The organism is Branchiibius sp. NY16-3462-2 (assembly GCF_001594145.1).
In the GTDB taxonomy this organism is placed as follows: domain Bacteria; phylum Actinomycetota; class Actinomycetes; order Actinomycetales; family Dermatophilaceae; genus Branchiibius.
In genome coordinates this window covers 285,407-309,362 of record NZ_LVCF01000035.1, presented here as the reverse complement: position 1 = coordinate 309,362, position 23,956 = coordinate 285,407, and the positions used below count along the sequence as shown (strand labels likewise).

Here is a 23,956-nt window from a genome sequence, read left to right as displayed (position 1 = left end):
GTCGCCCAGTCAAGCCGACCGTGCGGAAACGACCTCGGCGACCTGCGCGATCCCGGCCGGACCGACGCGGCAGCAACCGCCCACGTACTGTGCGCCCGAGTCCAGCCACGCTGGGACCAGGCGCACGTCGTACGTTGGATCACCGACCCACCGGTGGTGCTCGGCATCCCAGGTCTCGCCCGCGTTCGGGTAGGCGACCGCCGGCTTCCCACTGGCCTGCGTGGCCAGTCCGATGGCCGGTAGGACGTCGTCCGGCACACAACAGTTGACCCCGGCGGCCACCACGCCGGGCGCGTCGGCAGCGACCGCGAACGCCTCGGTCAGTGGTTGCCCTGCGCGCGTGTGGTCGCCGTCGATGGTGAAGGACAACCATGCGGGTACGCCGACCTGGCCGATGAGTTCGACCAGCACCTGGGCCTCGAGCAGGTCCGGGATCGTCTCCACCGCCAGCAGGTCCGGCTGCTCGCCGGCCAGCAGTTCGATCCGGGGTGCGTGGAAGTCACGTAGTTGGGCGGCCGACAGACCGTAGTTGCCGCGGTACTCCGAGCCGTCGCCCAGCACCGCGCCGTACGGACCAACGGATGCGGCGACCAGCCGGCCCGGCACCTCGTCGGTCGCCTCCCGGGCCAGGCGGACACTGCGCTTGATGAGTTCCTCGGCCGTACGTCGCGACATCCCGGCGGCGGTGAACCCGCCGACGCTGGCCTGATAACTGGCGCTGGTGGCCACCTGGGCTCCGGCGGCGAAGTAGTCACGATGAACGGCCACGATCTCTGCCGGGTCGTCGGCGAGCAGCCGGGCGGTCCAGAGGTCGTCAGCCAGATCGTGACCGCGGTCGACCAGCGCGTTGGACAGTCCACCGTCCAGGACGATGGTCACGACGCGGGCCTCAGCTCCAGACCGATCCGCACCTCGTCTCCGAGGCCGACCCGCTCGGCTCGCTGCACGCTCACCCGCAACGGCACCAGGTAGCGGCCGTCCTTGGGCATCAAGGATGTCTCCCACGTCGTGGCGCCCAATCGCGCGGTCACGGGGATGCAGCCCCAGCCGTAGCTGAATTCGATCCAATCGGCGACGTCATCGGTCGCCGGGCTGGTCACCGGCGCGAACAGGTACGGCGCCGGTCCCCGCCATTCGATGACTTCGCTCACGAAGGAAACCTCCACCACCGCATCTTGCTGCATACCGCGCTGGTGAGCCGGACTTAGGTTGCATCCGATCCCTGGGGTAAAGTGACGCACGCCACTTTCCGGTTCGGTAAGTTAGCAAGCCGATCTGGTTCACCGGCGGCTGTTCACTCACCTGTCCGGTCGTTCGTTCTCGCGCCCGCCGCGACCTCGGGAGGTTCCCATGCGCATCGATGAGTACTACCGGATCCTGCGCCGCCATTGGAAAGTCATCATCGCCGCCACCCTGGCCGCGATCGCGGTGATGTTCGTCTGGGACCTGTTCCAACCCAGGGTCTACCAGGCGTCGTCGTCGGGTTATGTGACGGCGGGTCCGTCGCAGAACCTGTCCGAGGCCTCGTTCGGCGATCAATTGGCCAAGTCGCGCGCCACGTCGTACGTCGATGTCGCACAGAGCCGGGCCGTCGCCGAACGCGTGATTGACGACCTCAATCTGCAGACCACCCCCGCGGCCCTGATCAACCAGATCAGCGTCGAGCAGCCCACCGACACCGTGCTGCTGCGGATCTCCGCCAACGCGAGCAGCCCCGAACAGGCTCAGGCGATCGCGAACGCCTGGGTCAAGGCGCTCGCGGCCCAGGTGAAGCAGATCGAGGGCAGCAGCGCGAACTCCTTGCGCGTGGACGTGGTGGACCCGGCCCAGTTGCCGTCCTCGCCGGTGTCCCCCAATACCAAGCTCGACCTGATCATCGCTGGCATCGTCGGTCTGCTCGCCGGAATCGGCCTTGCGATGGTCCGCAGTCAGATGGACGGCCGGTTGCGCGACCCCAACAAGGTCCGCGAGCAGTTCGGCGTACCCGTGCTCGGGTCGGTGCCGCAGAACTCCCAGCTCAGCAAGTCCGAGCAGAGGATCCCGATCGTTGTCGGCGAGGGAGTGCGCACGGACACCGAGGGCCTGATCACCGCTGAAGCGTTCCTAAAGATGCGGACCAGTCTGCAGTACATGAACGTGGACCGCACGCTACGCGTGATCGTCGTATCCAGTCCCAACCCGGACGACGGTAAGTCCACGGTGGCGGCCAACATCGCGGCGTCCGTCGCCCTGTCCGGAGAGCGAACCCTCCTGGTGGATGCTGACCTTCGGCGGCCCTCGGTGGCCACCGGCTTCGGCCTGCTGGATGGCGCCGGCCTGGCGGAGGTCCTTGCCCACCGGGTCGACCTGGCCGACGTCCTGCAGGAAGCTCCCGAGACGCCCAACCTGTCGGTACTGGCAGCGGGTCTCACCCCGCCCAACCCCAGCGAGATGGTCGGGTCGAAGGCCATGAAGGCTTTGTTGGATGACCTGTCACAGGAGTACTTCGTCGTCATCGACGCTCCCCCGCTGCTGCCGGTGACCGATGCGGCGATCCTGGGCACCCAGGTCGATGGTGTCGTGGTCGTGATCACCGCGGGCAAGACCCTCGATCACCAGTTGGAGACCTCTTTGCGCAGCCTGCGGGAGGTGCACGCGGACATTCTCGGTGTGGTGATGAACAAACTCACCCAGCGGGACATGCAGTCCTACTACGGCAGCGGGTACGGCACCTATTACGGACGCGAAGTCGCTGCCCCGTCAACGCAGCGCGGATCACGCGAGCGCGCATTGCGCCGTCAACGCTCCAAGAAGTGAACAGGTAGAAAGGAAGGCCCCCGGTCCGTTCGGACGGGGGCCTTCCTTTCTATCCGCTCTATCTGCGGGCTGGGGTGTCAGCTGCGGGCGACGATGCGCAGGAACTGGGCGTTGCCGACCAGATAGCGGTGGGCAAGGCGGCGGGGTTCGCTGGCCAACCGGAAGAGCCATTCGACACCGGCGGTCTGCATCCAGCCCGGCGCCTCCGGCTTGGTCTTCGCGACGAAGTCGAACGCCGCGCCGACTCCGATACAGATCGCACCGGTTGCCTCGGCCAGGCGCAGCGCAGCAACCTCCTGCTTCGGTGCGCCGACGGCCACCCAGATGAGGTGCGGTCCGGTGTCGGCGATCTGCTCGACGGCCGCAGTCACGAAGGCGTCGTCGATCGGTCCGAAGGGCGGCGCCCAGTGGCCGGCGATCTTGGCGGCGGGGTAGCAGTTGGAGATCTCCGCCGTCAGCGATGCCAGGGTCTCTTCGGTCGTGCCGAGCAGGAAATGCCGGACCCCGAGGTCCTGGCCGCGGCGCAAGCACTCCCGGAAGAGCGAGGGCCCACGGACCCGTCCCGCCCCCGGGACCCGGCGATGTTTCATGATCCATTCGATGGGGGCGCCGTCGGCGTAGGTGGCGCCAGGGCCGTTGAGGATTTCGGCGTACGCAGCGTCCTCCTCGGCAGTCACCACTGCGTGGGCGCCCGCCAACCGGATGGACCATCCGGTGCTGCGCCCGTCCGAGACGGCATCGGCGAGCACCTGGTCCACCGCCTCGTCGAGGGTCGCGACGGTGAAATCGATCCGACCGATGCGCTCTTCGCGGGCGCGTCGTGCCGAGTCGAACACTGTCGTGGTGTCGAACACTGTCTTGGTCGCCGGTGCGGCGGGGAGACTCACGAGTCCCGGGCTAGTGTGTAACACGCGTCACATTCCACCACCTACGCAAGCGTAGGTCAACGATCTCTTACTGTTCGGTAGCTAAGAGTTTGGTAAACCGCTCGTCGTGACTTGGTTCACACGGTGCTGCGGATTACGCTGACGTAGCTTCACCGGTGGCGATGCCTACCGGTCGGTCCGTGAGGTGCAAATGAACCAGGTGCATGTGAACTTCGGTGTGGTGACGATCCACTACCGTCACCCTGCCATCGTTCAGGACCTGGTCGGTCATATCGCCAGCTGGACTGTCCAGCCGGAGCGTGTCGTCGTAGTCGATAACAGCGCCAATGACGACCCGGTGACGCTCACCGCTGACGATCGCTACGAGGTGCTCGCCGCCCCGGGCAACGTGGGCTATGCCGCCGCCGCGAATTACGGACTGGCGCGCTTACGGGAGTTGGGCCTGCGGTATGCCTTGGTGCTTACCCAGGAAGCGCGGCTGACATCGGACGGGGTCGCCCTGCTCATTGATGCGTTGATAGCTGATCCGGCCGCCGCGGTGGCGGCGCCCCTGCTGGAGTACGCCTCGGCACCAGGGACCATGTTCTCCACCGGGGGCTACATTCATGCCGATGGCCGCTCTGGTCACTACAACCTGCGGCGGCCGCGGGCCGAATGCGTGCTGGGCACCACCCCGGAGGTTGTGGACTGGGCCGACGGCGCAATCCTGCTGATCGACCTCGAGAAGGCGGCTGAGGTTGGCGACTTCGACCCGAGCTACTTCCTCTACGTCGAAGAAATCGACCTGCAACTCTCGCTGCGGGCAGCCGGCTTCCACACGTTGATGGTTCCCGCAGCCACGGGTTACCAGGAGCCGGGGGCCTATCCGACCTACCTTCGCTACCGTAACCAGGTCCGTCTCACCGACAAGTTCGCGGACTCGCTCGCGCCGTGGCCGTGGCGCCGGGAAATGCTGCGGGACGCAGCGCGGTTCGCGACCCGCCGCCGGCAGGATCTTCCGGAACTTTTCCAGGCCGTCCGGGGAGTCGTCGATGCCAAGCACGGACGACTCGGCCCACCCGATGCCGCTGCAGACTTCTCCGGTCGTTCCGTTGTGATCATTACGGAGTTCGAACCACAGTTTCTCCACACAGGTGTCGCCTGCCGGCTGGAGCATCTGACACGGCTCTTTCCGGACGCCGTGGTCGCACCGATCCATACCGGACCCCGCCATGAGGTGAGTCTGCGGGCCAGGATGGCCGCGGCGCGGCATTACCAGCCGCCCCAGGAGGCACATGTCACGATCCTGATCGCCCTGGGGTCCCCGCCCATGGGCCACCTCGCCCGGCGGCTACATCGCGGCGGCCGGAACGTGATTCTCGACGTCTGTGACGCTGCGGCGTTGCAATGGCGGGCGCGGCGCACGGCCGGCGACCCCAAACTTCTCGCGGTCGGCGCCTGGATGTTCGCCCTGCAAGCGCTCTCCCCCGGGCTGCCCATGTCCTACATCGCCGGGCGTGACGCTGACGCCGATCGGTGGCTGAACGTGCTGCGTCCGACCAGCATCTTCCCCATGCAGACCTCGCCCGACCTGGGCAGACTCTCGCCGTTTCGCTGGCCGGCCGAACGCATCGTGCTTTCCGGTGACTTCCGCTCATTCCACAATCAGCGCGGTCTGGCCGCGCTCTGCCAGGCTGTCACGATGGCTGGACCCGACATCGCCATCCATCTGTTCGGGCCCACCTCCCCGACCGGCCCCTTGCCTTCCGGGATGACCTACATCGGATGGGCGGACTCAACAGCAGAGATCCTCGAGGGCAACACAGTTGCTTTCATCTCGAACCGTCTTGGTAGCGGCGTCCCGAACAAACTGTCGGAGGCGATCGTTGCCGGCCGACCCGTCATCGTGCACCGCGAACTGGCCCCCGTCCTGTCGGACATCAGTGGTGCGGACGATGCCGAGGTGTTCTGGTACGACGATCCGAGCTCTCTGTCAGCCGTCCTTCGAACCATCTGTGGGCGCAGAGAGGCTGCCGCATGACCATCGCGCTCCGCGACTCGCCCGAGTCGGCCACCGCAGTGGCGTCGCGACCCGAGAGCACTCGCCTGGGCTTGACCTTCAAAGTGTCTGTCGCCGCGTTCCTTCTCGGTGTTTACAACTTCTCGCTGTTGGCAAAGACCGGCGTGCCGGGGCGAGTGACCCTCACGGCGCTGCTCGTGCTCGTCCTCCTCATGGGGATCGGGCCGCACGGCCCGGTGAAGGCGGTCCCCGGCATGGGTTACCTCCTTGCTCTTCTGGTAGGCGCGGCCGGATACACGATGAGTCTCCTGGTGAGCGGATCGGTGCTCGCGGACGCCAACGGGCAACGTTTCTTCGTGACGTTCCCACTGGCGATCTGCGCGGGCTGCGTGATCTGCAGCTCGCGCGACGCGATGAACTACCTCGCTAGATCCATCACGGCGGTCGCCTGCCTCTCCGCTGCCCTGGCAGTGGTGGAATTCGCCATCGGCACGTCGATCTTCGGCCGCGACGCGGAGTTCGCCAGCTACTTCCGGGACAATTCGGCGCGCGCCGTGGTGGGAGCCGAACATCCGCTGATCCTCGGGGTCCTTCTGGGTCTTGCCATACCGTTCGCCTACGCCTGTCTGCGGGCGTGGTGGCTGCGATGGCCGACCATGCTGCTCCTCATGGCCGGGATCTACGCGACCGGCAGCCGTGGACCACTCGGGATCGCCGTAGGCGTCGTGATCTTCATGGTCCTACCCGGCCTGGCCCGCTTCATGGCGCGCCATTTCGGTGTCCTGTTCCTGGCTGCGCTCATCGGATTGGCGACCCTCTGGTACTACGCGAGCAAGGTCTGGCAGCCGGTCACCAGCAGCAGTGACGCGCTGGCCAACAGCATGGAATACCGTGCCGCCATCTACTCGCTTCTCCCCCGGATCCTGCTGGCCCGTCCCCTCGGCTACGGTCTGGGCGACCTTCCGGCGAACGTATGGCTCATCCAGGCGCCGGACCGCGCCCAGGACATCACGGTGACGGTCGACTCGCAGTTGGTGCTCAGTGGGATGCGGTTGGGCTGGTTGGGTATGGCCTTGTTGGGCGTGATTCTCGTGGTTGCCGTCCTGGCCATGCGACGCCGCGTCGACTTTGGCCTGTCGTTGTTCCTCATCACCGGCGCTGGCACCTTCGTGGCCCTGGATGCCTGGGACGGCGCTGGCACACTGTGGATGATGTTGTTCGGCTGCGGCCTGCGCCTGTTGTCCTACCCACCCCACGGCGCCGGCATTGCCACGATCGCGCACACCCACTGGGACCGGGATATCGGCGAACCGCCCACGTTGGATCCCGTCGCCAGCGACCCTTCCACAACCGTTGAACAGCGAGACGAATACAGATGACCCGCAAACGCGCCTTGATCACCGGCATCACCGGCCAGGACGGCTCCTACCTCGCCGAATTCCTCCTGCACCAGGGCTACGAGGTGCATGGCCTGATTCGCCGGGCCTCGACCTTCAACACACACCGGATCGACCACCTCTACCAGGACCCCCACGACGCGGACGCCCGGCTGTTCCTGCATTATGCCGACCTCGGGGATGGTGCTCGCCTGGTCACCCTCCTGAGCCAGATCCGACCCGCGGAGGTGTACAACCTGGCCGCCCAGTCGCACGTGCGGGTCTCCTTCGATGAGCCCGAGCACACCGCCGATGTCACTGGCACCGGGTCGATACGCATGCTGGAGGCGGTGCGTCTGGCCGGTATCGACACCCGCTACTACCAGGCCAGTTCCTCAGAGCTGTACGGAAGTACGCCCCCGCCCCAGGATGAAGACTCACCTTTCTATCCCCGGTCGCCGTACGCCGCGGCCAAGCTGTACAGCTACTGGATCACCAAGAACTATCGTGAGGCCTACGACCTGTTCGCGGTCAACGGGATCCTCTTCAACCACGAGTCACCGCGTCGTGGTGAGACCTTCGTGACCCGCAAGATCACGCGCGCCGTCGCCGCGATCAAAGCAGGCCAACAAAAGGAACTGTTCATGGGCAACCTGGACTCGGTGCGGGACTGGGGCTACGCGCCGGAGTACGTCGAGGGGATGTGGCGAATGCTGCAGACGGACACCCCCAACGACTATGTCCTGGCGACGGGCGTCGGCATCACGGTGCGTGACTTCCTGCAGACCGCTTTCGAGCACGCCGGATTGAACTGGGAGGACCACGTGCGCTTCGACGAGCGGTACTTGCGCCCGACCGAAGTCGATGCCTTGATCGGCAACCCCGCCCGCGCCGCGCAGGACCTGGGCTGGAAGGCATCGGTCGATGGCCATGCTCTGGCACGACTGATGGTCGATGCGGACATCGCCGCCCTCAGGTGCGCGGGCACACGATGGGTCGACACCGTGCAGCTGGCAGGGTGGTCCAATGCCTGAACCCCTGGATCGCGCCCGTCCCATCTTCGTCGCGGGACATCGCGGACTTGTCGGCTCAGCCCTGGTCCGCCGGCTGGAGGCGGACGGGTTCGACCAGATCCTCACCGCGCCCTCTGACGAACTGGACCTGCGCGAGCGATCCGCCGTGTTCTCGTTCTTTGAGCAGCACCGTCCGGTGTATGTGGCCCTGGCTGCCGCGAAGGTCGGCGGCATCCTGGCCAACAGCACCTACCCGGTGGATTTCCTGTCCGACAATGTCCGCATTCAGGTCAACGTCATGGACGCCGCCCTCGAATTCGGCGTCGAGCGGCTGATTTTCCTCGGGTCCGCCTGCATCTATCCCAAGTTCGCCGAACAACCGATCCGCGAAGAGGCTCTCCTGACCGGCCATCTGGAGCCGAGCAACGACGCCTACGCAGTGGCCAAGATCGCCGGCATCATGCAGGTCCAGGCGGTCCGCCGGCAGTACGGCCTGCCGTGGATCAGTGCCATGCCGACCAACCTCTACGGACCCGGCGACAATTTCTCCCCGACTGGCTCGCATGTTCTGCCCGCTCTCATTCGTCGCTACCACGAGGCAGTCCAGACGGGGGCGACCGAGGTGACGAACTGGGGCACCGGCACACCGCGCCGGGAGTTCCTGCACGTCGACGACCTCGCGGACGCAGTGTTGTTCCTGCTGGACCACTACGACGGACCCACCCAGGTCAACGTGGGCACCGGCAAGGACGAGAGCCTGCAGGAGATCGCGCGACGGGTAGCGGCCACCGTCGGATACCAGGGCGCCACGAACTGGAACCCTGAAGTACCCGACGGCACACCGCAACGTGTGCTGGACGTCTCCATGCTGGAGTCGCTCGGTTGGAAGTCCCAGATCGACCTGACGACTGGTCTGGCGTCCACCTACGACTGGTTCCTGGAACACCAAGACGCACTGCGGCTGTGAGCGTATCCACCCCGGAGCAGCGGCAACTCCAACGACGCTGGTACTGGAACGATCTGGGCGTCACCGGGTATCTGACCGTGACCATCACGGTCCTGCTCGGCCCGTACCTGACGACCGTCGCGAACGCTGCGGCGTGTCCGGGCCAGCCCACGGATCAGACCTGCCGCACCAACCTGCACGTTCTGGGCATTCCGATCGCACCCGGGTCGGTAGTGCCGTACACCCTGACCGCCGGAACCATCGTGGCCGCGGTGCTGCTGATCCTGGGAGGGGCGCTCGCCGATCGGGCGAGGCGGCCGGCCCGCTTGTTGGCCTTCTTCGCAAGTGTCGGCTCGCTGGCGGCGATGGGGCTGTCCCTGGTCGCGGGCACCCGGTGGGGCCTGGGTGTGGTGCTGGCAATGATCTCCACAATCTGCATCGCCCTGAGTACCAGTGTCTACAACGCGATCATGGTGCGGATCACGCCCGCGGAGGACCGGGATCGGGTCTCCAGCATCGGCTGGTCCTTCGGTTACATCGGTGGCGCCATTCTGCTGATCATCGCGCTGGTCCTCCTGGGCCTGCACTCCTCGATCGGGCTCAGCACCACCGGAGCCGTGCGCGTCATCTTCCTGATCTCCGGGCTGTGGTGGGCGGCGTTCGCGTGGTACTCCGCGACCGGACTGGACTCGGTCCGGGGTGAGGCAGCTGCCGGATCGCTGGCCGCGAGCCTTCGGGCGGGCGTGGCCCAACTGCGGGCGACCTTCGGGCAGATCCGGCGCTACCCGCAGACCTTCCGCTTCCTGGTGGCCTTCCTGCTGTACAACGACGGCATCCAGACCGTCATCAGTTCGGCCAGTCTCTACGGCAACCGGCAGCTCGGGTTCAGCGACAACCAATTGGTGATCACGATCCTCTGGGTGCAGATCGTCGCGTTCGTCGGTGCCCTCTTCTTCGCCCGGTTGGCGGCCCGGTTCGGCTCACAACGCAGCATCCTGTGCAGCCTGGGCGCTTGGACCGCCGTCGTGACCGTGGCGTTCTTCCTGCCCCGGGGGGCCTTCGTGCTGTGGCTCCTGCTGGCCACGGGGATCGGCATGGTGCTGGGTGGTAGCCAGTCCCTGAGCCGCTCGTTGTTCAGCCATCTGATCCCCAGCGGGGAGGAGACGAAGTACTTCAGCTTCTACCAGGCCATGGAGCGCGGCACGAGCTGGTTCGGCACCCTGCTGTTCGGCCTGATCTTCCAGTGGGTGCACGACTACCGCTGGTCGATCCTTGCGTTGGTCGTGTTCTTCGCCGCGGGTGCGGCGATCCTGCGCACGGTCGATGTCCGCGCCGGGATCACCGCTGTCGGCAACCAGGTTCCCGCCACCTTGCGGTGATCACTCTTTGACGATCTCGCCCTCGATGATCGGCAGCCCGTTGCGTACGTCGTCGGTCCCGGTGCTCGTCTGGCCAGGAACCGTCGGCTGCTGAACGGCGGCAACCACGGATACTGCCCGCGCCGTCACGACCCCCGCCAGCAGGCGGCCGACGGTGCGACGAACCCACGGCACCAGGAGCAGCGCGCCCACCACGGCGCTGACGAAACCAGGGACGGTCATCAGGACGCTGGCGGCGATACCGACTGCCGAACCGCCCACGCTGCCGGGATCGATCGGGGTCACGACGGTCTCAGCGCCGTAGCGCGAGCGCGTGCCGCCTTGCCGCCAGGTGCGCAGTGCCCCAGTCAACTGATGACGGGTGATGCTGATCCCGGCGAAGCTGAGCCCCAGCAGCACCAGGAGCGCCGGACCCCAACCGATGAGGTGAGCCACGGCGTACAACACGGCAATCTCGATGGCCAGCCACAGCACAACCCCGACCACCAGCCATCGGGGACGGCGGCGACGGGCGGCTCGTGGGGCGTTCATACCCTGGAGAACGTCCGAACCCGGCCGCGGATTCCACGCCCACACCGGGCACAGGAAAATCACAGCACCCCAATGGAACACCACGGGACTGTGGGGCGTTGAACCCACTGACAGCACGGAGAGCCGGACCGGCCTCCCGCCTGGCTGCCGGCCCCCAATATCCGGTGAGCAGCCTTGTGATCAGAACGAGTCGGAAGGAACCGACATGGCAGAGCGTTCCCTGCGCGGCACCAACTTGAGCACCCTGTCCTTCGAAACCGAGGACGGCATCACCTTCAGTGAGCGCCAGATGGTGAGTTACGTCTGCCCCGAGGGGCACGTCAGTGAGCTGCCGTTCTCGGTGGAAGCGGACGTTCCGGCCATCTGGGAATGCCGCTGCGGAGCTGAGGCCAAGCTGGTCGACGGCCCCGAGCCGGACCGCAAGCCCACCAAGGCACCGCGCACCCACTGGGACATGCTCCTCGAGCGCCGCACCATCCCCGAGTTGGAAGAGCTCCTGCAGGAGCGGCTGACGCTGCTGCGCGCCTCTCGTGGTGAGAAGTCGGCTCAGCGCACCGCCTGAGTCCCTCGACCGGGGGAATCCCCGATGTGCCCACCGGCACATCGGGGTATTTCTTTGGTTGGGGTGTTTCTTTAGTACGCCAGCGGCCGTCAGCGGCCCACCAGCGACCGCAGTTGCTGGGCGCGGTGCTTCACACCCCAGCCGGTGATCGAGCGCATCGACTCGCGAACGACATCGCCGCTCATCTTGGAATCACCGTATTCACGCTCGGTGAAGGTGATCGGCAGTTCGCGGATCTGTAGTCCGGCCCGGGCCGCACGCCAGGTCAGGTCCGTCTGGAAGCAGTAGCCCTGCGACTGCACCGTGTCCAAGCCGAGCGTCCGCAGCGCGTCCGCGCGATAGACGCGGTACCCCGCCGTGGCGTCGCGAACCGGCATCCCCAGCAGCAGTCGCACGTACTGGTTGCCGACCCGGCTGAGCAACTGCCGGTGCACGGGCCAGTTGACCACGGCTCCTCCGGGCACATAACGCGAACCGATCACCAGGTCAGCCTGGTCGGCGGCCTCGGCCAGCATCGCGGGCAGCTCCTCCGGCGGATGGGAGCCATCGGCGTCGATCTCGATCAGGAATTCGTATCCTCGCTCGAGGCCCCACTCGAAACCGGCGAGGTAGGCCGCCCCCAAACCCTCCTTGGCCGTGCGGTGCAGCACCGTGATCGCCGGATCCTCGGCCGCCAACTCGTCGGCAAGCTTGCCAGTGCCGTCGGGCGAGTCGTCATCGAGAACCAGAACATCGGCATCCGGGACAGCTGTCCGGATGCGGTGCATCACCCGAGCCAGGTTGTCGATCTCGTTGTAGGTCGGCAGCAGAACGAGAGTCGCTGATGGGGAGTGCGGGGTCATTTCGTCCGATCAAGCTTGTCGACGGCCGGTTGCGTTCCTACCGTCCTGGGTTGATCGCTCACCATACCGGGCGGGCCTGGGGGGCCAGTAATCCCTCGCCGGCGCAGCCGGAGTACGACTGCGACCACGGTGCCGGCCACCGCCAGTCCCACCGGGGCGACTCCGATCCGGTCGGCGACCGTCCGCTCGGTGCGCAAGGGCAGCGTGCCATCCAGAATGGCCGGGGTGAACAGATCCGTGCGCTGGTGCGTCACCCCGTCCGGAGTAATCAGCGCGCTGATACCCACGGTGGAGATGTGCACCACGGAGCGCCCGAACTCGACCGCGCGGACCCGGGAGATCGCTAGTTGCTGTGCTGATTCTGCGCTGTAGCCGAACGTCGCGTTATTGGTCTGTACGGCGATCAGCTGGGCCCCGGCGTCAACCCCGGAACGCACCAGATCGTCGTACGCCACTTCGAAACAGATGATCGGGGTCACCGGCACCACACCGCGGGCGGTGGGCATCTTGAACAATCCGACCTGGTCCCCCGCGGCGAAGTCGGCGCGCACGAGGTCCACCTGCTTGCTGAAGAAGCGGAAGAACGATCGGTAGGGGATGTACTCCGCGAACGGCACCGGGTGGCGCTTGACGTACGTCTGGGCCAGCCCCTTGTCCGGCAGGTAGAGCAGCGAGGCGTTGGACACCTTGGGTGCGGGCTGCTGCAGGACGGCGCCGATGATGGTCGGCGCCTTGATGGCGTTCACGGCCCGAACGATCTGCGTCGCCGCATCGGCATTGCGCAACGGGTCGATGTCGGAGGAGTTCTCCGGCCACACCACCAGATCGGGTTGCTGCCGTTGCCCGTCGGCAACCTCCTGCGCCGCCTTCTCGGTGAGGCGGACGTGATTGTCCAGTACGGCACGGCGCTGGGCGTTGAACTCCAGGCCCGCGGTCGGGACGTTGCCCTGGATACCCATCACCCGCACGGGCCGCCCGTCGACGGGCACGGTCACGGCCAGCGGCGCCAGAGCCAGGACGATCGCACCGGCCGCGGCGGCCAGGGCCAGGCGCGGCGTACGTCGATCATGGACGATCGCCGCCAGCAGGCCGCCGGTCAGGGCGACCGCGAAGCTCAGACCGGTCGAACCGGCGAACCGAGCGATCGGCAACATCGGACTGTCAGCTTGCGACCACGCCAGCTGCAACCACGGGAAGCCACCGAACGGTACGGTTCCGCGCAGCCACTCCTGGACCACCCAGACCAGGGCGACCACCACGGGCCGGACCCGGGCCGTCCCCGTGGGTCCCTGTAACCAGGCGAGCAGCCCGGCCATCGCTGCGAAGTACAACGACTCGGTGATCGCCAGGGCGAACCACGGCACGTGGCCGACGTAGATCCCCGACCAGGCGAGGCCGGGTACGAAGAACGCCAGACCGGTGACCAGGCCGATCAGCAGACCGCCACGCACCCGGGCGCCACAGCAGGCCAGCGCCAGACCCGCGACGCCGATGGGCGCCAGCCACCACCAGTTGACGGTCGGAAAGGCTGCCCACAGCGCGACGCCGGAGGCGGCAGCAAGAAGGAGGCGGCGCAGCACTGCCTCAGCGTAGTCGGCGGGTGGGTCTCGGCCGCGTCGTTGGGGCCGCCGCGCGGTGTCCGCGCGCACGTTTTCTACTAGAACTGCAACCGAGACCCACCGCGATGGGCCGTCGGACCTACTACCGACGCAGGCAAGAAAACTCCGTCGACGCCGTCCTGTCAACCGGCCTCTGGCCTGCGCAAACGCGCATCGGTGCAGGTCAGAAAGGTGAACAACGGGCAACGACAGACTGGATTTTCATCGTCTCCCCGGCGTGTCGCTCCCGACACGCCGCTGCCCATCGCCTACGGCGAGGCCAGCAGAATGAGAGCATGCCCGCTACTCCTGCCACGCGCGCTCTGCGTGCCGCGAAGATCCCGTTCACCGAGCACGTGTACGACCACGATCCGTCGGTGACCGACTACGGTCAGGAGGCCGCGGACGCGCTGGGCGTGTCCGCGGACCGGGTGTTCAAGACGCTGGTCGTCGCCTCCGAGGCCGGGCTGGCCGTGGTCGTGGTCCCGGTCGCGACGATGATGGACACGAAGGCGGTCGCGGCAGCGCTCGGGGTCAAGAAGGTCGGGCTCGCCGAGAGCACCGACGCACAGCGCAGCAGCGGCTACGTCGTGGGTGGGATCAGCCCCTTCGGGCAACGCCGACGCCTGCCCACCGTGCTGGACCAGTCCGCTACGGACTACCCGAGCATCCTGGTCAGCGGCGGCCGCCGTGGTTTCGACATCGAGGTGGACCCGCAGGATCTGGTCCGGCTTCTGGACGCGTTGGTGGCACCCGTCGCGCGGTGAACCTCACGAGTCGCTGAGCCTTCAGGAATCGCTGAGCCTTCAGGAGTCCCTGAGCCTTCAGGAGTCGTTGCCGAACAGGTCGCGCGTGTAGACCTTGTCGCGCACCGGCTCCAGTTCCTCCACCAGGCGGTTGGCCACGATGACATCGGATCGTGCGCAGAACTCCTCGAAGTCGCGAAGCACCGGCGCGCCGAAGTACTCGTCCGCCTCGAGTTCCGGCTCGAACAAGACGATGGGAACGCCTTTGGCGTTGATCCGCTTCATGACGCCCTGCACACTGCTGGCCCGGAAGTTGTCCGAACCCGCCTTCATGATCAGCCGGTGGATACCCACGACCTTGGGTTGCCGGGCCAGGATCTCCGTGGCGATGAAGTCCTTGCGGGTCGTATTCGCCGAGACGATGGCCTCGATGAGGTTCTGCGGTACGTCGTTGTAGTTGGCCAGCAGTTGCTTGGTGTCCTTGGGCAGGCAATAGCCGCCATAGCCGAACGACGGGTTGTTGTAATGCCCACCCACCCGTGGGTCCAGGCTGACCCCTTCGATGATCTGCCGGCTGGACAATCCGTGACGCACCGCGAAGGTGTCCAACTCGTTGAAGAACGCGACCCGCATCGCCAGATACGTGTTCGCGAAGAGCTTGACAGCCTCGGCCTCGGTGTTGTCGATCAACAGGACCGGCGCGTCGTCCACCGCGCCCTCGAGCAGCAACTGGGCGAACTCCTTGCCCCGCGGGCTGTCCTCACCCACCACGATCCGTGAGGGGTGCAGGTTGTCGTAGAGGGCTTTCCCTTCGCGCAGGAACTCCGGCGAGAAGATGATGTTCGGGTTGCCGGTGCTGTCGCGCAGCGCTGCGGTGTATCCGACGGGGACGGTGGACTTGATCACGACCACTGCGTCCGGGTTGATCCGCGCCACCTCGGCGACCACCGACTCCACGCTGTGCGTATCGAAGTAGTTGGTCTGCGGGTCATAGTCGGTCGGCGTGGCCACGATCACGAACTGTGCGTCGGCGTACGCCTCGTGCGGGTCGGTCGTGAAGGTCAGCCGCAGTGGCTCGTCGCGGAGGAACTGCTCGATCTCGGGATCGGCAATCGGACTCGTACCCGCCTGCAGCAGAGCCACTTTGGCCGCATCCAGATCGAGTGCGACGACGTCGTTGCGTTGGGCGAGCAACACGGCGTTCGACAGGCCGACGTATCCCACACCGGCGACAGCGATCTTGGCATCCATGCGTGACAGGTTAGTTGTCGTCGGCAGGTGGCTGGTCCACTTCGGGCCGCATCACGCACCGGTCTTCCCACGGCGTGCTCAACACCACCGTGGTGTGTGTCGTCACCGCGGCCGCCGCCCGGATCCGCGCCAGCAACTCCTCGAGGCGACCGGGGCTGGCCACGCGCACCTTCAGCACGTAGCTCTCCTCCCCCGCCACGGAGAAGCACGAGTCGATCTCTTCCAGGTGCCGCAACCGGTCCGGCACATCGTCGGGAGCCGCGGGATCCACCGGGGTGACCGACACCAGAGCGGTCAGCGGGATGTCAGCGGCCTCGTAGTCGAGGACGGCCCGGTAGCCCTTGATCACCCCGCGCTCCTCGAGCCGGCGGACCCGCTGGTGCACCGCTGAGGTGGACATCCCGGTCAGCCGGCCCAGGTCGGTGAAGCTCAACCGCCCGTCGCTGCCCAGGAGTTGCACGATCTGCCGGTCGAACGCTTCCACGTGTTGAAAGATAGCGCCTCGCGAAGCCGGGGTCGGCTTCTGACACAGTGGGCTTGTGACATCGCGGTTGATGCTTCTCGACTCGGCCAGTCTCTACTTCCGGGCGTTCTTCGGAGTTCCTGCTCGCCCGGACGGCGCGCCCATCCCCACCAACGCGATCCGGGGCTTCACCGACATGATTGCCACGCTGCTGAACGACCATCACCCCACGGACCTGGTGGCGTGCTGGGACAACGACTGGCGACCGGCGTTCCGGGTGGCCGCGATCCCGACGTACAAGACGCACCGCCTGACGGCCGGCAGCGACGTGCAGGAAGAGTCGCCGGAGGATCTGACGCCGCAGGTGCCGGTGATCGTGGACCTGCTGGCCGCCGTCGGTCTGTGCCGGATCGGCAGCGACGGCTACGAGGCCGACGACGTCATCGGCACCCTGGCCGTGGCCGCTGATGGTCCGGTCGACATCGTGACCGGGGACCGCGACCTGTTCCAACTGGTCGACGACGCGGCGGGTGTGCGCGTGCTCTACACGGCCAAGGGTGGCGTGCGGGCACCGGACATCATTGACCAGGCCGCGCTGTTCGAGCGGTACGGCGTGCGCACCGGCGCTCAGTACGCCGACCTGGCGACCCTGCGCGGTGACACCAGTGACGGACTCCCGGGGGTAGCCGGTGTCGGTGAGAAGACCGCCGCCACGTTGATCGGCAGGTACGGCGATCTGGCCACTTTGCGGGCCGCGCTGGCTGACGGGGATGGCGGCTTCACGCCCTCCCAACGCAGCAAACTGCTCGCCGCCAGCGACTACCTGGACGCCGCGCCCGAGGTGGTGCAGGTCGCCCGGGATGCACCCCTACCGGCGGACCTCGACCCCTCGCTGCCCACGGCCGTCGCCGATCCGCAGCGGTTGGCCGAACTCATCGACGTCTACCGGGTCGGCAACCCGGTCAGCCGGTTGCGCACTGCGCTGGGGATCTAGCGACCGTCGTCCAACTGCGTCCCGTCGTCATCGCTGCCATCGTGCAGGTCGAGCAGCAACTGGGTGATCTCCACCTGGACCTTCTTGACCTGCGGGATGTCCCGGAAGGACAGCCCGGCCTGCTGCGAGGCGTCGGAGATGACCAAGGTGCCGCAGCCGAGAAGGCGATCGAGCACTCCCTGGTGGGAGGACACATCGTTGATCCGGTAGAGCGGAATGTCCCGGCCGGTCTTCGACAGAACCCCGTGGCGGGTGATGATTCGTTTGTTCGTGACGACGAAATGTGTGCTGTACCAACGCAATACGGGCCGAAGCACCCAGATGACGATCACGACTCCTGCGGTGACGAGCAGCGTGAGCACCACCACGAGTCCCCGGTCGTGCAGGTAGAACAGCCCGATCGCCAGCAGGACCAGCGTGACCAACAGGATCAGCAGCGAGCCCCAGATCTCCTTGCTGTGCGTGCGAAGGGAGGCCACGACGTACTCGCCCTGGGTCAGTTCCTCGCGGGTGAAGACCATGCGCGCAATCCCGATCAGTCGAGCCGGTCGGCGGCCACGACGCCGCGCAGGATGGCGTCGACGGCCCGATCCGCGGTCCGGCGCAGCCCCTCATCGGGTGCGGCGTCCTTGATCTGACCCAGCAGATCGACCAGTTGTTTGCAGCGCCGCACGAAGTCACCGGCCGTCAGTGACCCGTCCCGCAGGACCGTCTCCAACCGTGCGCCACTGGCCCACCGATGGACACTCCACGCGAGCCCACCGTCGGGCTCACCCATCTGCGGCACGCCGGCCTCCTGCTGGCGGGCGACCAGGCCGGCCCACATATCCCGCAGGTCCTCCAACGCGTCCCGCACGTCGGCGTTGGGGATCTTCGGCGGCTCCCCCGCCGAGTCACCGCGCGGCTCGTAGATCAGCGCGCTCACGATCGCAGCCAACGACGCAGCGTCCAACTGTCGCCAGGTGCCCTGGCGCAGGCACTCCGCGACCAGCAGATCCTTCTCGGCATAGATCCGGGCGAGCACCTGGCCCTGGTCAGTGACCGTCGTACCGGTCGGATCGAGGTATCCCAGACCGGCCAGCAGGTCGCAGATCCGCTCGAAGGTGCGCGCCACGGTGTGCGTGCGGCGGTCGACCTTGCGTTGCAGACCTTCGGTCTCGCGCTCCAACTGCCACCACCGCTGGGACCAGCGCGCGTGCTGCTCGCGGTAGGGGCAGCTGTGGCAGGGATGCTCCCTGATCTGCGCCCGCAGCGAGTCGATCTGCTCGTCGTACGCCGATCGCTGGGCTTCCCGGGCCTCCTGCGCCTCATCGGCGGCCTGGCTGATCTCCCGCTGCGTCGGGACGTCGCGACCGGCCTTCGCGCGCACGGTCGCTGCCAGGTCGCGACGCGACTTCGGGTTGCGCGGGTTGAACTGCCTGGGCAGCGGGATGTGGGCGATGGGACGCACCGGTCCGTTGACATCGGATGGTTCCAGGCGGCGTACCTGCGCGTCCTGGGTGAGGACGGTCGGCACCGGCGAGGACGCCTTTCCCGGCCGGTGCGGGGTGATCACGATGCCCAGGCCGGCCCTGCGGCCCTCGGCGAGGTGGATCACGTCACCGGGTTTCAGATCATCCAGCGACACCTGGGTGGCGGCGTGCTCGGAGGCGAGGCGGGCTTTGCGAGCCTGCTTCTCCAGATCGCTCAGGTGCCGTCGCAGGCCGGCGTACTCCTCGAAATCGCCCAGGTGGCAACGCATCGCGTCGCTGTAACCCTCCAACGCCTCTTTGTTGCGCTGGATCGAGCGGGCCACACCCACGACGGACCGGTCGGCCTGGAACTGCGCGAAAGAAGCCTCCAGCACGGCGGTGGCGCGCTGCCGGCCGACCTGGCCCACCAGGTTGACGGCCATGTTCGCGGTAGGGACGAAGGAGGAGCGCAACGTGTAGGTGCGGGTGGAGGCCAGGCCGGCCACTTCGGCGGGGTCGACACCTCGCTGCCACAAAACGACTGCGTGTCCCTCGATGTCGATGCCGCGACGACCCGCCCGGCCGGTGAGCTGGGTGTACTCGGCCGGCGTGATATCCGCGTGGGTCTCACCGTTGAACTTCACCAGCCGTTCGAGCACCACGCTGCGGGCAGGCATGTTGATCCCCAGCGCAAGCGTCTCGGTGGCGAACACCGCGCGCAGGTCGCCGCTGGTGAACAACTCCTCGACGATCTCGCGGAACGTCGGCAACATGCCTGCGTGGTGGGCGGCGAACCCGCGGGTCAGCCCCTCCAGGAAGTCCCAGTAACCCAGGACGACCAGATCCTCCTCAGGGATCGAGGTGACGCGCTCCTGCACCCGCTGTCGGATGCGTTCGCCCTGCTCCGGTGGGATCAGCCGGGTGCCCCACGCCAGACACTGCGAGACCGCTGCGTCGCAACCTGCCCGGCTGAAGATGAAGGTGATCGCCGGTAGCAGCGCCTCACGGTCCAGCGCCTCGATGACCTCGGGCCGGCTGGGCCCGCGGCCGGGGCGGCCGGCGCGCACCGGGCCCTTGGGTCCTCCGCGGTTCTGCCCGCGGCGCCCCCGCGGCCCCCCGGCGTCGTCGCGCCGGCCATGGCGGGACTCCGCTTCCTGCGCTGAAATGGCCTGCAGCAGTTGAGGATTGACCCGAGCATTCTCGCTCGCGTTGACGAAAAGGTCCATGATGCGCTTGCCGACCATCATGTGCTGCCACAGCGGCACCGGACGGTGTTCTTCGACGATGACCTCGGTGTCGCCGCGGACCTCTCGCAGCCAGTCGCCGAACTCCTCCGCGTTGCTGACGGTGGCGGACAAGGAGATCAGCTGGACCGATGCCGGCAGTTGGATGATCACTTCCTCCCAGACCGCGCCGCGGAACCGGTCGGCCAGGTAGTGCACTTCGTCCATCACCACGAAGCCGAGGTCCAGCAGGGTGCTGGAGCGGGCGTAGATCATGTTGCGCAGCACCTCGGTGGTCATCACCACCACCGGCGCTTCGCCGTTGATCGAGGAGTCGCCGGTCAGCAGGCCGACCTTGTCCGCGCCGTGCTGCTCGACCAGTTCGTTGTACTTCTGGTTGGACAGGGCTTTGATCGGCGTCGTGTAGAAGGTCTTACGGCCGGTGTGCAGGGCGAGGTACGCCGCGAACGCGCCGACAACGGTCTTACCGGATCCGGTGGGTGCGGCGACCAGGACACTACGACCCTGCTGCACGGCCGTGCACCCGCGGATCTGGAAGTCATCCAGCTCGAAGTCAAAGGTTTCGGTGAACCGGGTCAGGTGGGACCGGTCGAACCGCTTGGCCGGATCGTCGGGCTGTGCGGCGCTCACAAACACACTTTAGAGCGAGGACCGTTCGTCATCGGGGACGTCCAGCCACTCGGGGCGGTTGGCGCCGCGGCGCTTATCCATGAACATGGCGATCCCGCACGCGGCGAAGTACAGCACCACCATCGGGGCCATCAGAGCCAGCATCGACCAGGCGTCCGGAGTCGGGCTCATCATGGCGGCGAAGACACCGATCACCATGACCGCGACCCGCCAGCCCTTGAGCATGATCCGGCCGGGGAAGACGTGCGCCATGTTCAGGGCGACCAGGAAGACGGGCAGCAGGAAGGCGAAACCGAACGCCAGGATGAACTTGGTGACGAAGGTGAGGTATTCCTGCGCGCTGAACAGGTTGGTCGCACCGCTGGGCGTGACGCCGAGCAGGAAGCCGACCGCGTTCTGCATGACCAGGGTGGCGACCCAGCAGCCGGCCAGGAACAGCGGCACCGCGGTGAAGATGAACGCGACGCCGACCTTCTTCTCCTTGCCGGTGAGGCCGGGGGCCAGGAACGCCCAGATCTCCCACAGCCACACCGGACTGGAGATGATCAGCCCGGCCCACAACGACACCTTTAGCTTCACGCCGAACGCGTCCGTCATGGAGGTGAAGTTCGGCGCGATCTCCTGTCCGGGATGCCTCGCCGCCACTTCCAGGATCGGTCGCTGTAGCCACGGCCAGATGCCGACGTGGGTTCCGTCGGCCTGCTGCACGTCGTACTTCAGCCAGGCAATGATGCCTGCGATACAGATCGCGAGGACCGCGATGAGGGTGCGGTTACGGAACTCCTTGAAGTGGTCCCCCAACGACATCCGGGCTTCCGGATTGTTCTTACGCGTCAGTACGGCCATCGGTGCCCGGGTACGTCAGTGGTGAGCGCAGTCAAGCGATTGCGGTCAGGCGCCGGTGCCGCGATCGGGGTTGGAGGCCGAGGGCTGCTGTTGCACCGGCTGCTGGGGGTAGCTCTGGACCGGCGGCTGCTGCACCGGTGCTTCACCGGGCACGGTGCTGCCGGTCTGCTGCGGTGGGACCGTCTCGCCGGGGACAGTCGTGCCGGCGCCGGGGCTCTTGCCCTCGTCCTTCATGTCACCGATCTCGCTCTTCAGGATCCGCGCCGAACGACCGAGGCTACGAGCGGCGTCGGGCAGGCGTTTCCAACCGAACACCACGACCAGCAGAAGGATGATGATGACGATGTGCCATCCATCGAACAGACCCTTGAGACCCATGGTGGTGTTGTGCTCCTCGATGTGTGACTGCGGTTACGGTCTTCGGCCAGCCTACGTTACATAGGCCGAAAGTGCGTCGCGGGCGCCGCCTGCAACCTGCTGCCGTAACTGCTCCGGTTCGATCACCTCGGCCGCTCCACTGAGCCGCCAGACCAATTGCCGCAGCCAGGTGAGGTCCGCCGTACGCAACGTCACACGCACCGACCCGCCGGGCATCACCCGAACCGACTCGACCGGGTAGTAGTCGGCGACCCAGGCGGCGTGTGGTTGAAGCTCCAGAGTTACCAGAAGGTCCTCCGGACCGCTGGTGAAGACCTCGGCGTTGAAGCTGGCCACATCCCGCGGCGCGGCATCCGGTGGCGGGGTGCCGTCCAGGTCGAGCACCTGCCATGCCTCGACACGGTCCAGGCGGAACAGCCGCTGGTCCTGGGCCCGGTGGCACCAGCCCTCGAGATACCAGTGCCCGTCGATCGACAGGACCCGCATCGGATCGACGTCGCGCTCGGTGGTCTCATCGCGCGAGGCGACCAGATACCGCAGGTGTACCCGGCGGTGGTCTCGCACCGCGCTGCGCAGGTCGGTCAACAGGTCGGCGGGCAGGTCGGCCAGTCGCACCTGGACGTTCGCCGAAGCAGCACTGGCGTCCCCGGTCGCTTCGACCAGTTTCGCCAGGGCCCGGTCGACGGCGTCCCGGTCGCCCAGTCCGGGCACGTCGGCAAGGGTGCGCAGACCGACGATCAGGGCCAGCGCCTCGTCGACACCAAGGCGCAGCGGCCGGGCGATGGTGTCGGCGTTGCGCAGGAACACCCGGCCCTGCTCCCATTCGGCTTCGATCAGGTCGTCGGGCATGTGCCCCGGTGTCCCGCACATGAAGAGCAACTCCAGATCGGATTCGATCTGCGCCCGGCTGACGCCGAACTCGGCGGCGGCCTGTTCGATGTCGATGCCCTGCCGGTTGACCAGCCAGGGCACCAGTTGCAACAAGCGACCCAGCCGTTGGGTCGCGGACTCTGCAGCCATCAGGCACCTTCCTGCTCGGCTGGCTGGTTGGCATCAAGAGCAGCCTGCAATCGACGTACGACGCCCTGGACGACCTCGGGGGGTTCGAGCGCCCGCACGACCGGGCCGAACCCGGCGAGTTCCTCGGCGAAGGTCTCCGCGTCGCCGTACTCCAACGTCAGTTCGTTCCACCCTTCCGGACCCTCGCTCGTTGCGACGGCCCGCCGGCGCAGCGCGTGCGCCGATCCCGGACGGGCCAGGACCCGGGCGTGGCTGCTCACCTGCGGGCCGTCCGTCCCGGAGATCATCGCGATCGCGTCGTGCGGCGGGATCTGGTACTCCCCCGGTGTGCCGGTACGCCGCACGGCGCCCTCGATGCGGCTCAGCCGGAAGACGCGGGGCGCCTGACGGTCCAGATCGAAACCCGCGACGTACCAGCGCCCGAGATGGTTGACGACCGACCATGGCTGGACGGTGCGTTCGGTCGCGGCGCCGCCGGGGCGGCGGTAGGTGAACCGCACCGCGACACGGTCCAGCACGGCGTCCTTGACCGGTGCGAACGCCGGTTCGCTGGTGCGTACCCGCGGTTCCAGACCGATGATCGAGTCCACGTCGCGTTCGACGTCCGCGGCCTGGAGTTTGCGCAGGGCGGACGCAGCCGGACCGGCCAGACTGGCCTGCTGCCAGGTGCGGCTGGCCAGGCTCAGAACGGCCAACTCATCCGGTTCGAAGGCGATCTGCGGCAGGGCGTAGTCGCGTTGGTCGATGCGGTAGCCGGGCTCGTCGTCGAACAACGGATCCAGCGGCTCGGTGCGCAGCGGAATGCCCAACTCCCGCAGTTCGTCCTTGTCCCGCTCGAACATCCGGTCGAACGCCTCGTCCGAGGCGGTCTGGGCGTACTGCGGGACCGCCTCGCGGATCCGCGCCTTCGACAGCGGACGGCGGGTATAGAGCAGGCAGATCACCAGATTGAGCAGCCGCTCGGTCTTGACGGCCGGTGACGGTGCGCTCACAGCGCCGACGGT

The 23,956-nt window shown here is 67.0% G+C and carries 23 protein-coding genes; 9 read left to right on the top strand and 14 right to left on the bottom strand.

Features of this window, described 5'->3' with window-relative positions:
• Nucleotides 1-9: 9 nt before the first annotated feature.
• Nucleotides 10-879 (bottom strand): homocysteine S-methyltransferase, encoded by an 870-nt coding sequence (gene mmuM, locus AZH51_RS10880; RefSeq protein WP_291524119.1) that lies wholly within the window; start codon nucleotides 877-879, stop codon nucleotides 10-12.
• Nucleotides 876-1,151, bottom strand: coding sequence for a DUF1905 domain-containing protein (locus tag AZH51_RS10875; RefSeq protein ID WP_291524116.1), 276 nt, complete (start codon nucleotides 1,149-1,151; stop codon nucleotides 876-878). The genes mmuM and AZH51_RS10875 overlap by 4 nt, the downstream gene beginning before the upstream one ends.
• A gap of 199 nt (nucleotides 1,152-1,350) precedes the next feature.
• Between AZH51_RS10875 and AZH51_RS10870 the strand changes: the two genes are divergently transcribed.
• On the top strand, nucleotides 1,351-2,796 hold the full coding sequence (locus AZH51_RS10870) for a polysaccharide biosynthesis tyrosine autokinase (protein WP_291524115.1): 1,446 nt from the start codon (nucleotides 1,351-1,353) through the stop codon (nucleotides 2,794-2,796).
• Between the two features lie 77 nt (nucleotides 2,797-2,873).
• Here AZH51_RS10870 and AZH51_RS10865 read toward each other — a convergent pair whose 3' ends face one another.
• Nucleotides 2,874-3,683, bottom strand: a complete 810-nt coding sequence (locus AZH51_RS10865; protein ID WP_291524114.1) for a WecB/TagA/CpsF family glycosyltransferase — start codon at nucleotides 3,681-3,683, stop codon at nucleotides 2,874-2,876.
• 190 nt (nucleotides 3,684-3,873) lie between these two features.
• Between AZH51_RS10865 and AZH51_RS10860 the strand changes: the two genes are divergently transcribed.
• The 5 genes from AZH51_RS10860 to AZH51_RS10840 are packed head-to-tail and all read left to right on the top strand — an operon-like array spanning nucleotide 3,874 to nucleotide 10,396.
• Complete coding sequence (locus AZH51_RS10860; protein ID WP_291524113.1) at nucleotides 3,874-5,703, top strand: hypothetical protein; 1,830 nt, start codon at nucleotides 3,874-3,876, stop codon at nucleotides 5,701-5,703.
• Nucleotides 5,700-7,061 (top strand): O-antigen ligase, encoded by a 1,362-nt coding sequence (locus AZH51_RS10855; RefSeq protein WP_291524112.1) that lies wholly within the window; start codon nucleotides 5,700-5,702, stop codon nucleotides 7,059-7,061. Before AZH51_RS10860 ends, AZH51_RS10855 begins: the two co-directional genes overlap by 4 nt.
• On the top strand, nucleotides 7,058-8,092 hold the full coding sequence (gene gmd / locus AZH51_RS10850; protein ID WP_291524111.1) for a GDP-mannose 4,6-dehydratase: 1,035 nt from the start codon (nucleotides 7,058-7,060) through the stop codon (nucleotides 8,090-8,092). The genes AZH51_RS10855 and gmd overlap by 4 nt, the downstream gene beginning before the upstream one ends.
• On the top strand, nucleotides 8,085-9,038 hold the full coding sequence (locus AZH51_RS10845) for a GDP-L-fucose synthase (RefSeq protein ID WP_291524110.1): 954 nt from the start codon (nucleotides 8,085-8,087) through the stop codon (nucleotides 9,036-9,038). Before gmd ends, AZH51_RS10845 begins: the two co-directional genes overlap by 8 nt.
• Nucleotides 9,035-10,396 (top strand): MFS transporter, encoded by a 1,362-nt coding sequence (locus AZH51_RS10840; RefSeq protein ID WP_291524108.1) that lies wholly within the window; start codon nucleotides 9,035-9,037, stop codon nucleotides 10,394-10,396. The genes AZH51_RS10845 and AZH51_RS10840 overlap by 4 nt, the downstream gene beginning before the upstream one ends.
• On the opposite strand, the gene AZH51_RS10835 is transcribed toward AZH51_RS10840, so the two are convergent.
• Nucleotides 10,397-10,927, bottom strand: a complete 531-nt coding sequence (locus AZH51_RS10835; RefSeq protein ID WP_291524106.1) for an FxsA family protein — start codon at nucleotides 10,925-10,927, stop codon at nucleotides 10,397-10,399.
• A 205-nt stretch (nucleotides 10,928-11,132) separates the two neighbouring features.
• On the opposite strand from AZH51_RS10835, the gene AZH51_RS10830 reads away from it, so the two are divergent.
• Entirely contained in the window at nucleotides 11,133-11,489 is a 357-nt protein-coding gene (locus AZH51_RS10830) for an RNA polymerase-binding protein RbpA (protein ID WP_109684568.1), read from the top strand.
• Nucleotides 11,490-11,578: 89 nt separating this feature from the next.
• Here the strand turns inward: AZH51_RS10830 and AZH51_RS10825 are convergent, their stop codons facing one another.
• Together AZH51_RS10825 and lnt are read right to left on the bottom strand one after the other, a co-directional pair.
• Nucleotides 11,579-12,331, bottom strand: coding sequence for a polyprenol monophosphomannose synthase (locus tag AZH51_RS10825; RefSeq protein ID WP_291524103.1), 753 nt, complete (start codon nucleotides 12,329-12,331; stop codon nucleotides 11,579-11,581).
• A complete protein-coding gene (lnt, locus tag AZH51_RS10820; RefSeq protein WP_291524101.1) occupies nucleotides 12,328-13,911 on the bottom strand; it encodes an apolipoprotein N-acyltransferase in 1,584 nt (527 codons plus the stop codon). Before lnt ends, AZH51_RS10825 begins: the two co-directional genes overlap by 4 nt.
• Before the next feature lie 314 nt (nucleotides 13,912-14,225).
• Between lnt and ybaK the strand changes: the two genes are divergently transcribed.
• The gene (gene ybaK, locus AZH51_RS10815) at nucleotides 14,226-14,696 is read left to right on the top strand and encodes a Cys-tRNA(Pro) deacylase (RefSeq protein WP_291524099.1); all 471 of its coding nucleotides are present in this window, start codon (nucleotides 14,226-14,228) and stop codon (nucleotides 14,694-14,696) included.
• A 57-nt stretch (nucleotides 14,697-14,753) separates the two neighbouring features.
• On the opposite strand, the gene AZH51_RS10810 is transcribed toward ybaK, so the two are convergent.
• Complete coding sequence (locus tag AZH51_RS10810; protein ID WP_291524097.1) at nucleotides 14,754-15,926, bottom strand: nucleotide sugar dehydrogenase; 1,173 nt, start codon at nucleotides 15,924-15,926, stop codon at nucleotides 14,754-14,756.
• Between the two features lie 10 nt (nucleotides 15,927-15,936).
• Nucleotides 15,937-16,410, bottom strand: a complete 474-nt coding sequence (locus tag AZH51_RS10805; protein WP_291524095.1) for an Lrp/AsnC family transcriptional regulator — start codon at nucleotides 16,408-16,410, stop codon at nucleotides 15,937-15,939.
• Between the two features lie 70 nt (nucleotides 16,411-16,480).
• Between AZH51_RS10805 and AZH51_RS10800 the strand changes: the two genes are divergently transcribed.
• Entirely contained in the window at nucleotides 16,481-17,383 is a 903-nt protein-coding gene (locus AZH51_RS10800) for a 5'-3' exonuclease H3TH domain-containing protein (RefSeq protein WP_291524291.1), read from the top strand.
• Here the strand turns inward: AZH51_RS10800 and AZH51_RS10795 are convergent.
• Genes AZH51_RS10795 through AZH51_RS10770 form a run of 6 tightly spaced genes read right to left on the bottom strand, consistent with a single transcriptional unit; the run spans nucleotide 17,380 to nucleotide 23,944 of the window.
• Complete coding sequence (locus tag AZH51_RS10795) at nucleotides 17,380-17,904, bottom strand: PH domain-containing protein (RefSeq protein WP_291524093.1); 525 nt, start codon at nucleotides 17,902-17,904, stop codon at nucleotides 17,380-17,382. The two genes, AZH51_RS10800 and AZH51_RS10795, sit on opposite strands and share 4 nt — an antisense overlap.
• A 14-nt stretch (nucleotides 17,905-17,918) precedes the next feature.
• Nucleotides 17,919-20,708, bottom strand: coding sequence for a DEAD/DEAH box helicase (locus AZH51_RS10790; protein WP_291524091.1), 2,790 nt, complete (start codon nucleotides 20,706-20,708; stop codon nucleotides 17,919-17,921).
• 9 nt (nucleotides 20,709-20,717) lie between these two features.
• Nucleotides 20,718-21,554, bottom strand: a complete 837-nt coding sequence (gene tatC / locus AZH51_RS10785; protein WP_291524089.1) for a twin-arginine translocase subunit TatC — start codon at nucleotides 21,552-21,554, stop codon at nucleotides 20,718-20,720.
• A 45-nt stretch (nucleotides 21,555-21,599) separates the two neighbouring features.
• Nucleotides 21,600-21,932, bottom strand: a complete 333-nt coding sequence (gene tatA, locus AZH51_RS10780) for a Sec-independent protein translocase subunit TatA (RefSeq protein ID WP_291524086.1) — start codon at nucleotides 21,930-21,932, stop codon at nucleotides 21,600-21,602.
• A 51-nt stretch (nucleotides 21,933-21,983) separates the two neighbouring features.
• The gene (locus tag AZH51_RS10775) at nucleotides 21,984-22,952 is read right to left on the bottom strand and encodes a YafY family protein (protein ID WP_291524084.1); all 969 of its coding nucleotides are present in this window, start codon (nucleotides 22,950-22,952) and stop codon (nucleotides 21,984-21,986) included.
• A complete protein-coding gene (locus AZH51_RS10770; protein WP_291524082.1) occupies nucleotides 22,952-23,944 on the bottom strand; it encodes a YafY family protein in 993 nt (330 codons plus the stop codon). Before AZH51_RS10770 ends, AZH51_RS10775 begins: the two co-directional genes overlap by 1 nt.
• Nucleotides 23,945-23,956 lie beyond the last annotated feature (12 nt).

Excerpts from the sequence above, each read along its gene's own strand:
- AZH51_RS10795 (WP_291524093.1), bottom strand. The coding sequence starts at position 17,904 with ATGGTCTTCACCCGCGAGGAACTGACCCAGGGCGAGTACGTCGTGGCC.
- AZH51_RS10870 (WP_291524115.1), top strand. The coding sequence starts at position 1,351 with ATGCGCATCGATGAGTACTACCGGATCCTGCGCCGCCATTGGAAAGTC.
- AZH51_RS10810 (WP_291524097.1), bottom strand. The coding sequence starts at position 15,926 with ATGGATGCCAAGATCGCTGTCGCCGGTGTGGGATACGTCGGCCTGTCG.
- AZH51_RS10825 (WP_291524103.1), bottom strand. The coding sequence starts at position 12,331 with ATGACCCCGCACTCCCCATCAGCGACTCTCGTTCTGCTGCCGACCTAC.
- tatA (WP_291524086.1), bottom strand. The coding sequence starts at position 21,932 with ATGGGTCTCAAGGGTCTGTTCGATGGATGGCACATCGTCATCATCATC.
- AZH51_RS10835 (WP_291524106.1), bottom strand. The coding sequence starts at position 10,927 with ATGAACGCCCCACGAGCCGCCCGTCGCCGCCGTCCCCGATGGCTGGTG.
- tatC (WP_291524089.1), bottom strand. The coding sequence starts at position 21,554 with ATGGCCGTACTGACGCGTAAGAACAATCCGGAAGCCCGGATGTCGTTG.
- AZH51_RS10860 (WP_291524113.1), top strand. The coding sequence starts at position 3,874 with ATGAACCAGGTGCATGTGAACTTCGGTGTGGTGACGATCCACTACCGT.
- AZH51_RS10800 (WP_291524291.1), top strand. The coding sequence starts at position 16,481 with ATGCTTCTCGACTCGGCCAGTCTCTACTTCCGGGCGTTCTTCGGAGTT.
- AZH51_RS10855 (WP_291524112.1), top strand. The coding sequence starts at position 5,700 with ATGACCATCGCGCTCCGCGACTCGCCCGAGTCGGCCACCGCAGTGGCG.
- AZH51_RS10845 (WP_291524110.1), top strand. The coding sequence starts at position 8,085 with ATGCCTGAACCCCTGGATCGCGCCCGTCCCATCTTCGTCGCGGGACAT.
- AZH51_RS10830 (WP_109684568.1), top strand. The coding sequence starts at position 11,133 with ATGGCAGAGCGTTCCCTGCGCGGCACCAACTTGAGCACCCTGTCCTTC.
- gmd (WP_291524111.1), top strand. The coding sequence starts at position 7,058 with ATGACCCGCAAACGCGCCTTGATCACCGGCATCACCGGCCAGGACGGC.
- AZH51_RS10775 (WP_291524084.1), bottom strand. The coding sequence starts at position 22,952 with ATGGCTGCAGAGTCCGCGACCCAACGGCTGGGTCGCTTGTTGCAACTG.
- ybaK (WP_291524099.1), top strand. The coding sequence starts at position 14,226 with ATGCCCGCTACTCCTGCCACGCGCGCTCTGCGTGCCGCGAAGATCCCG.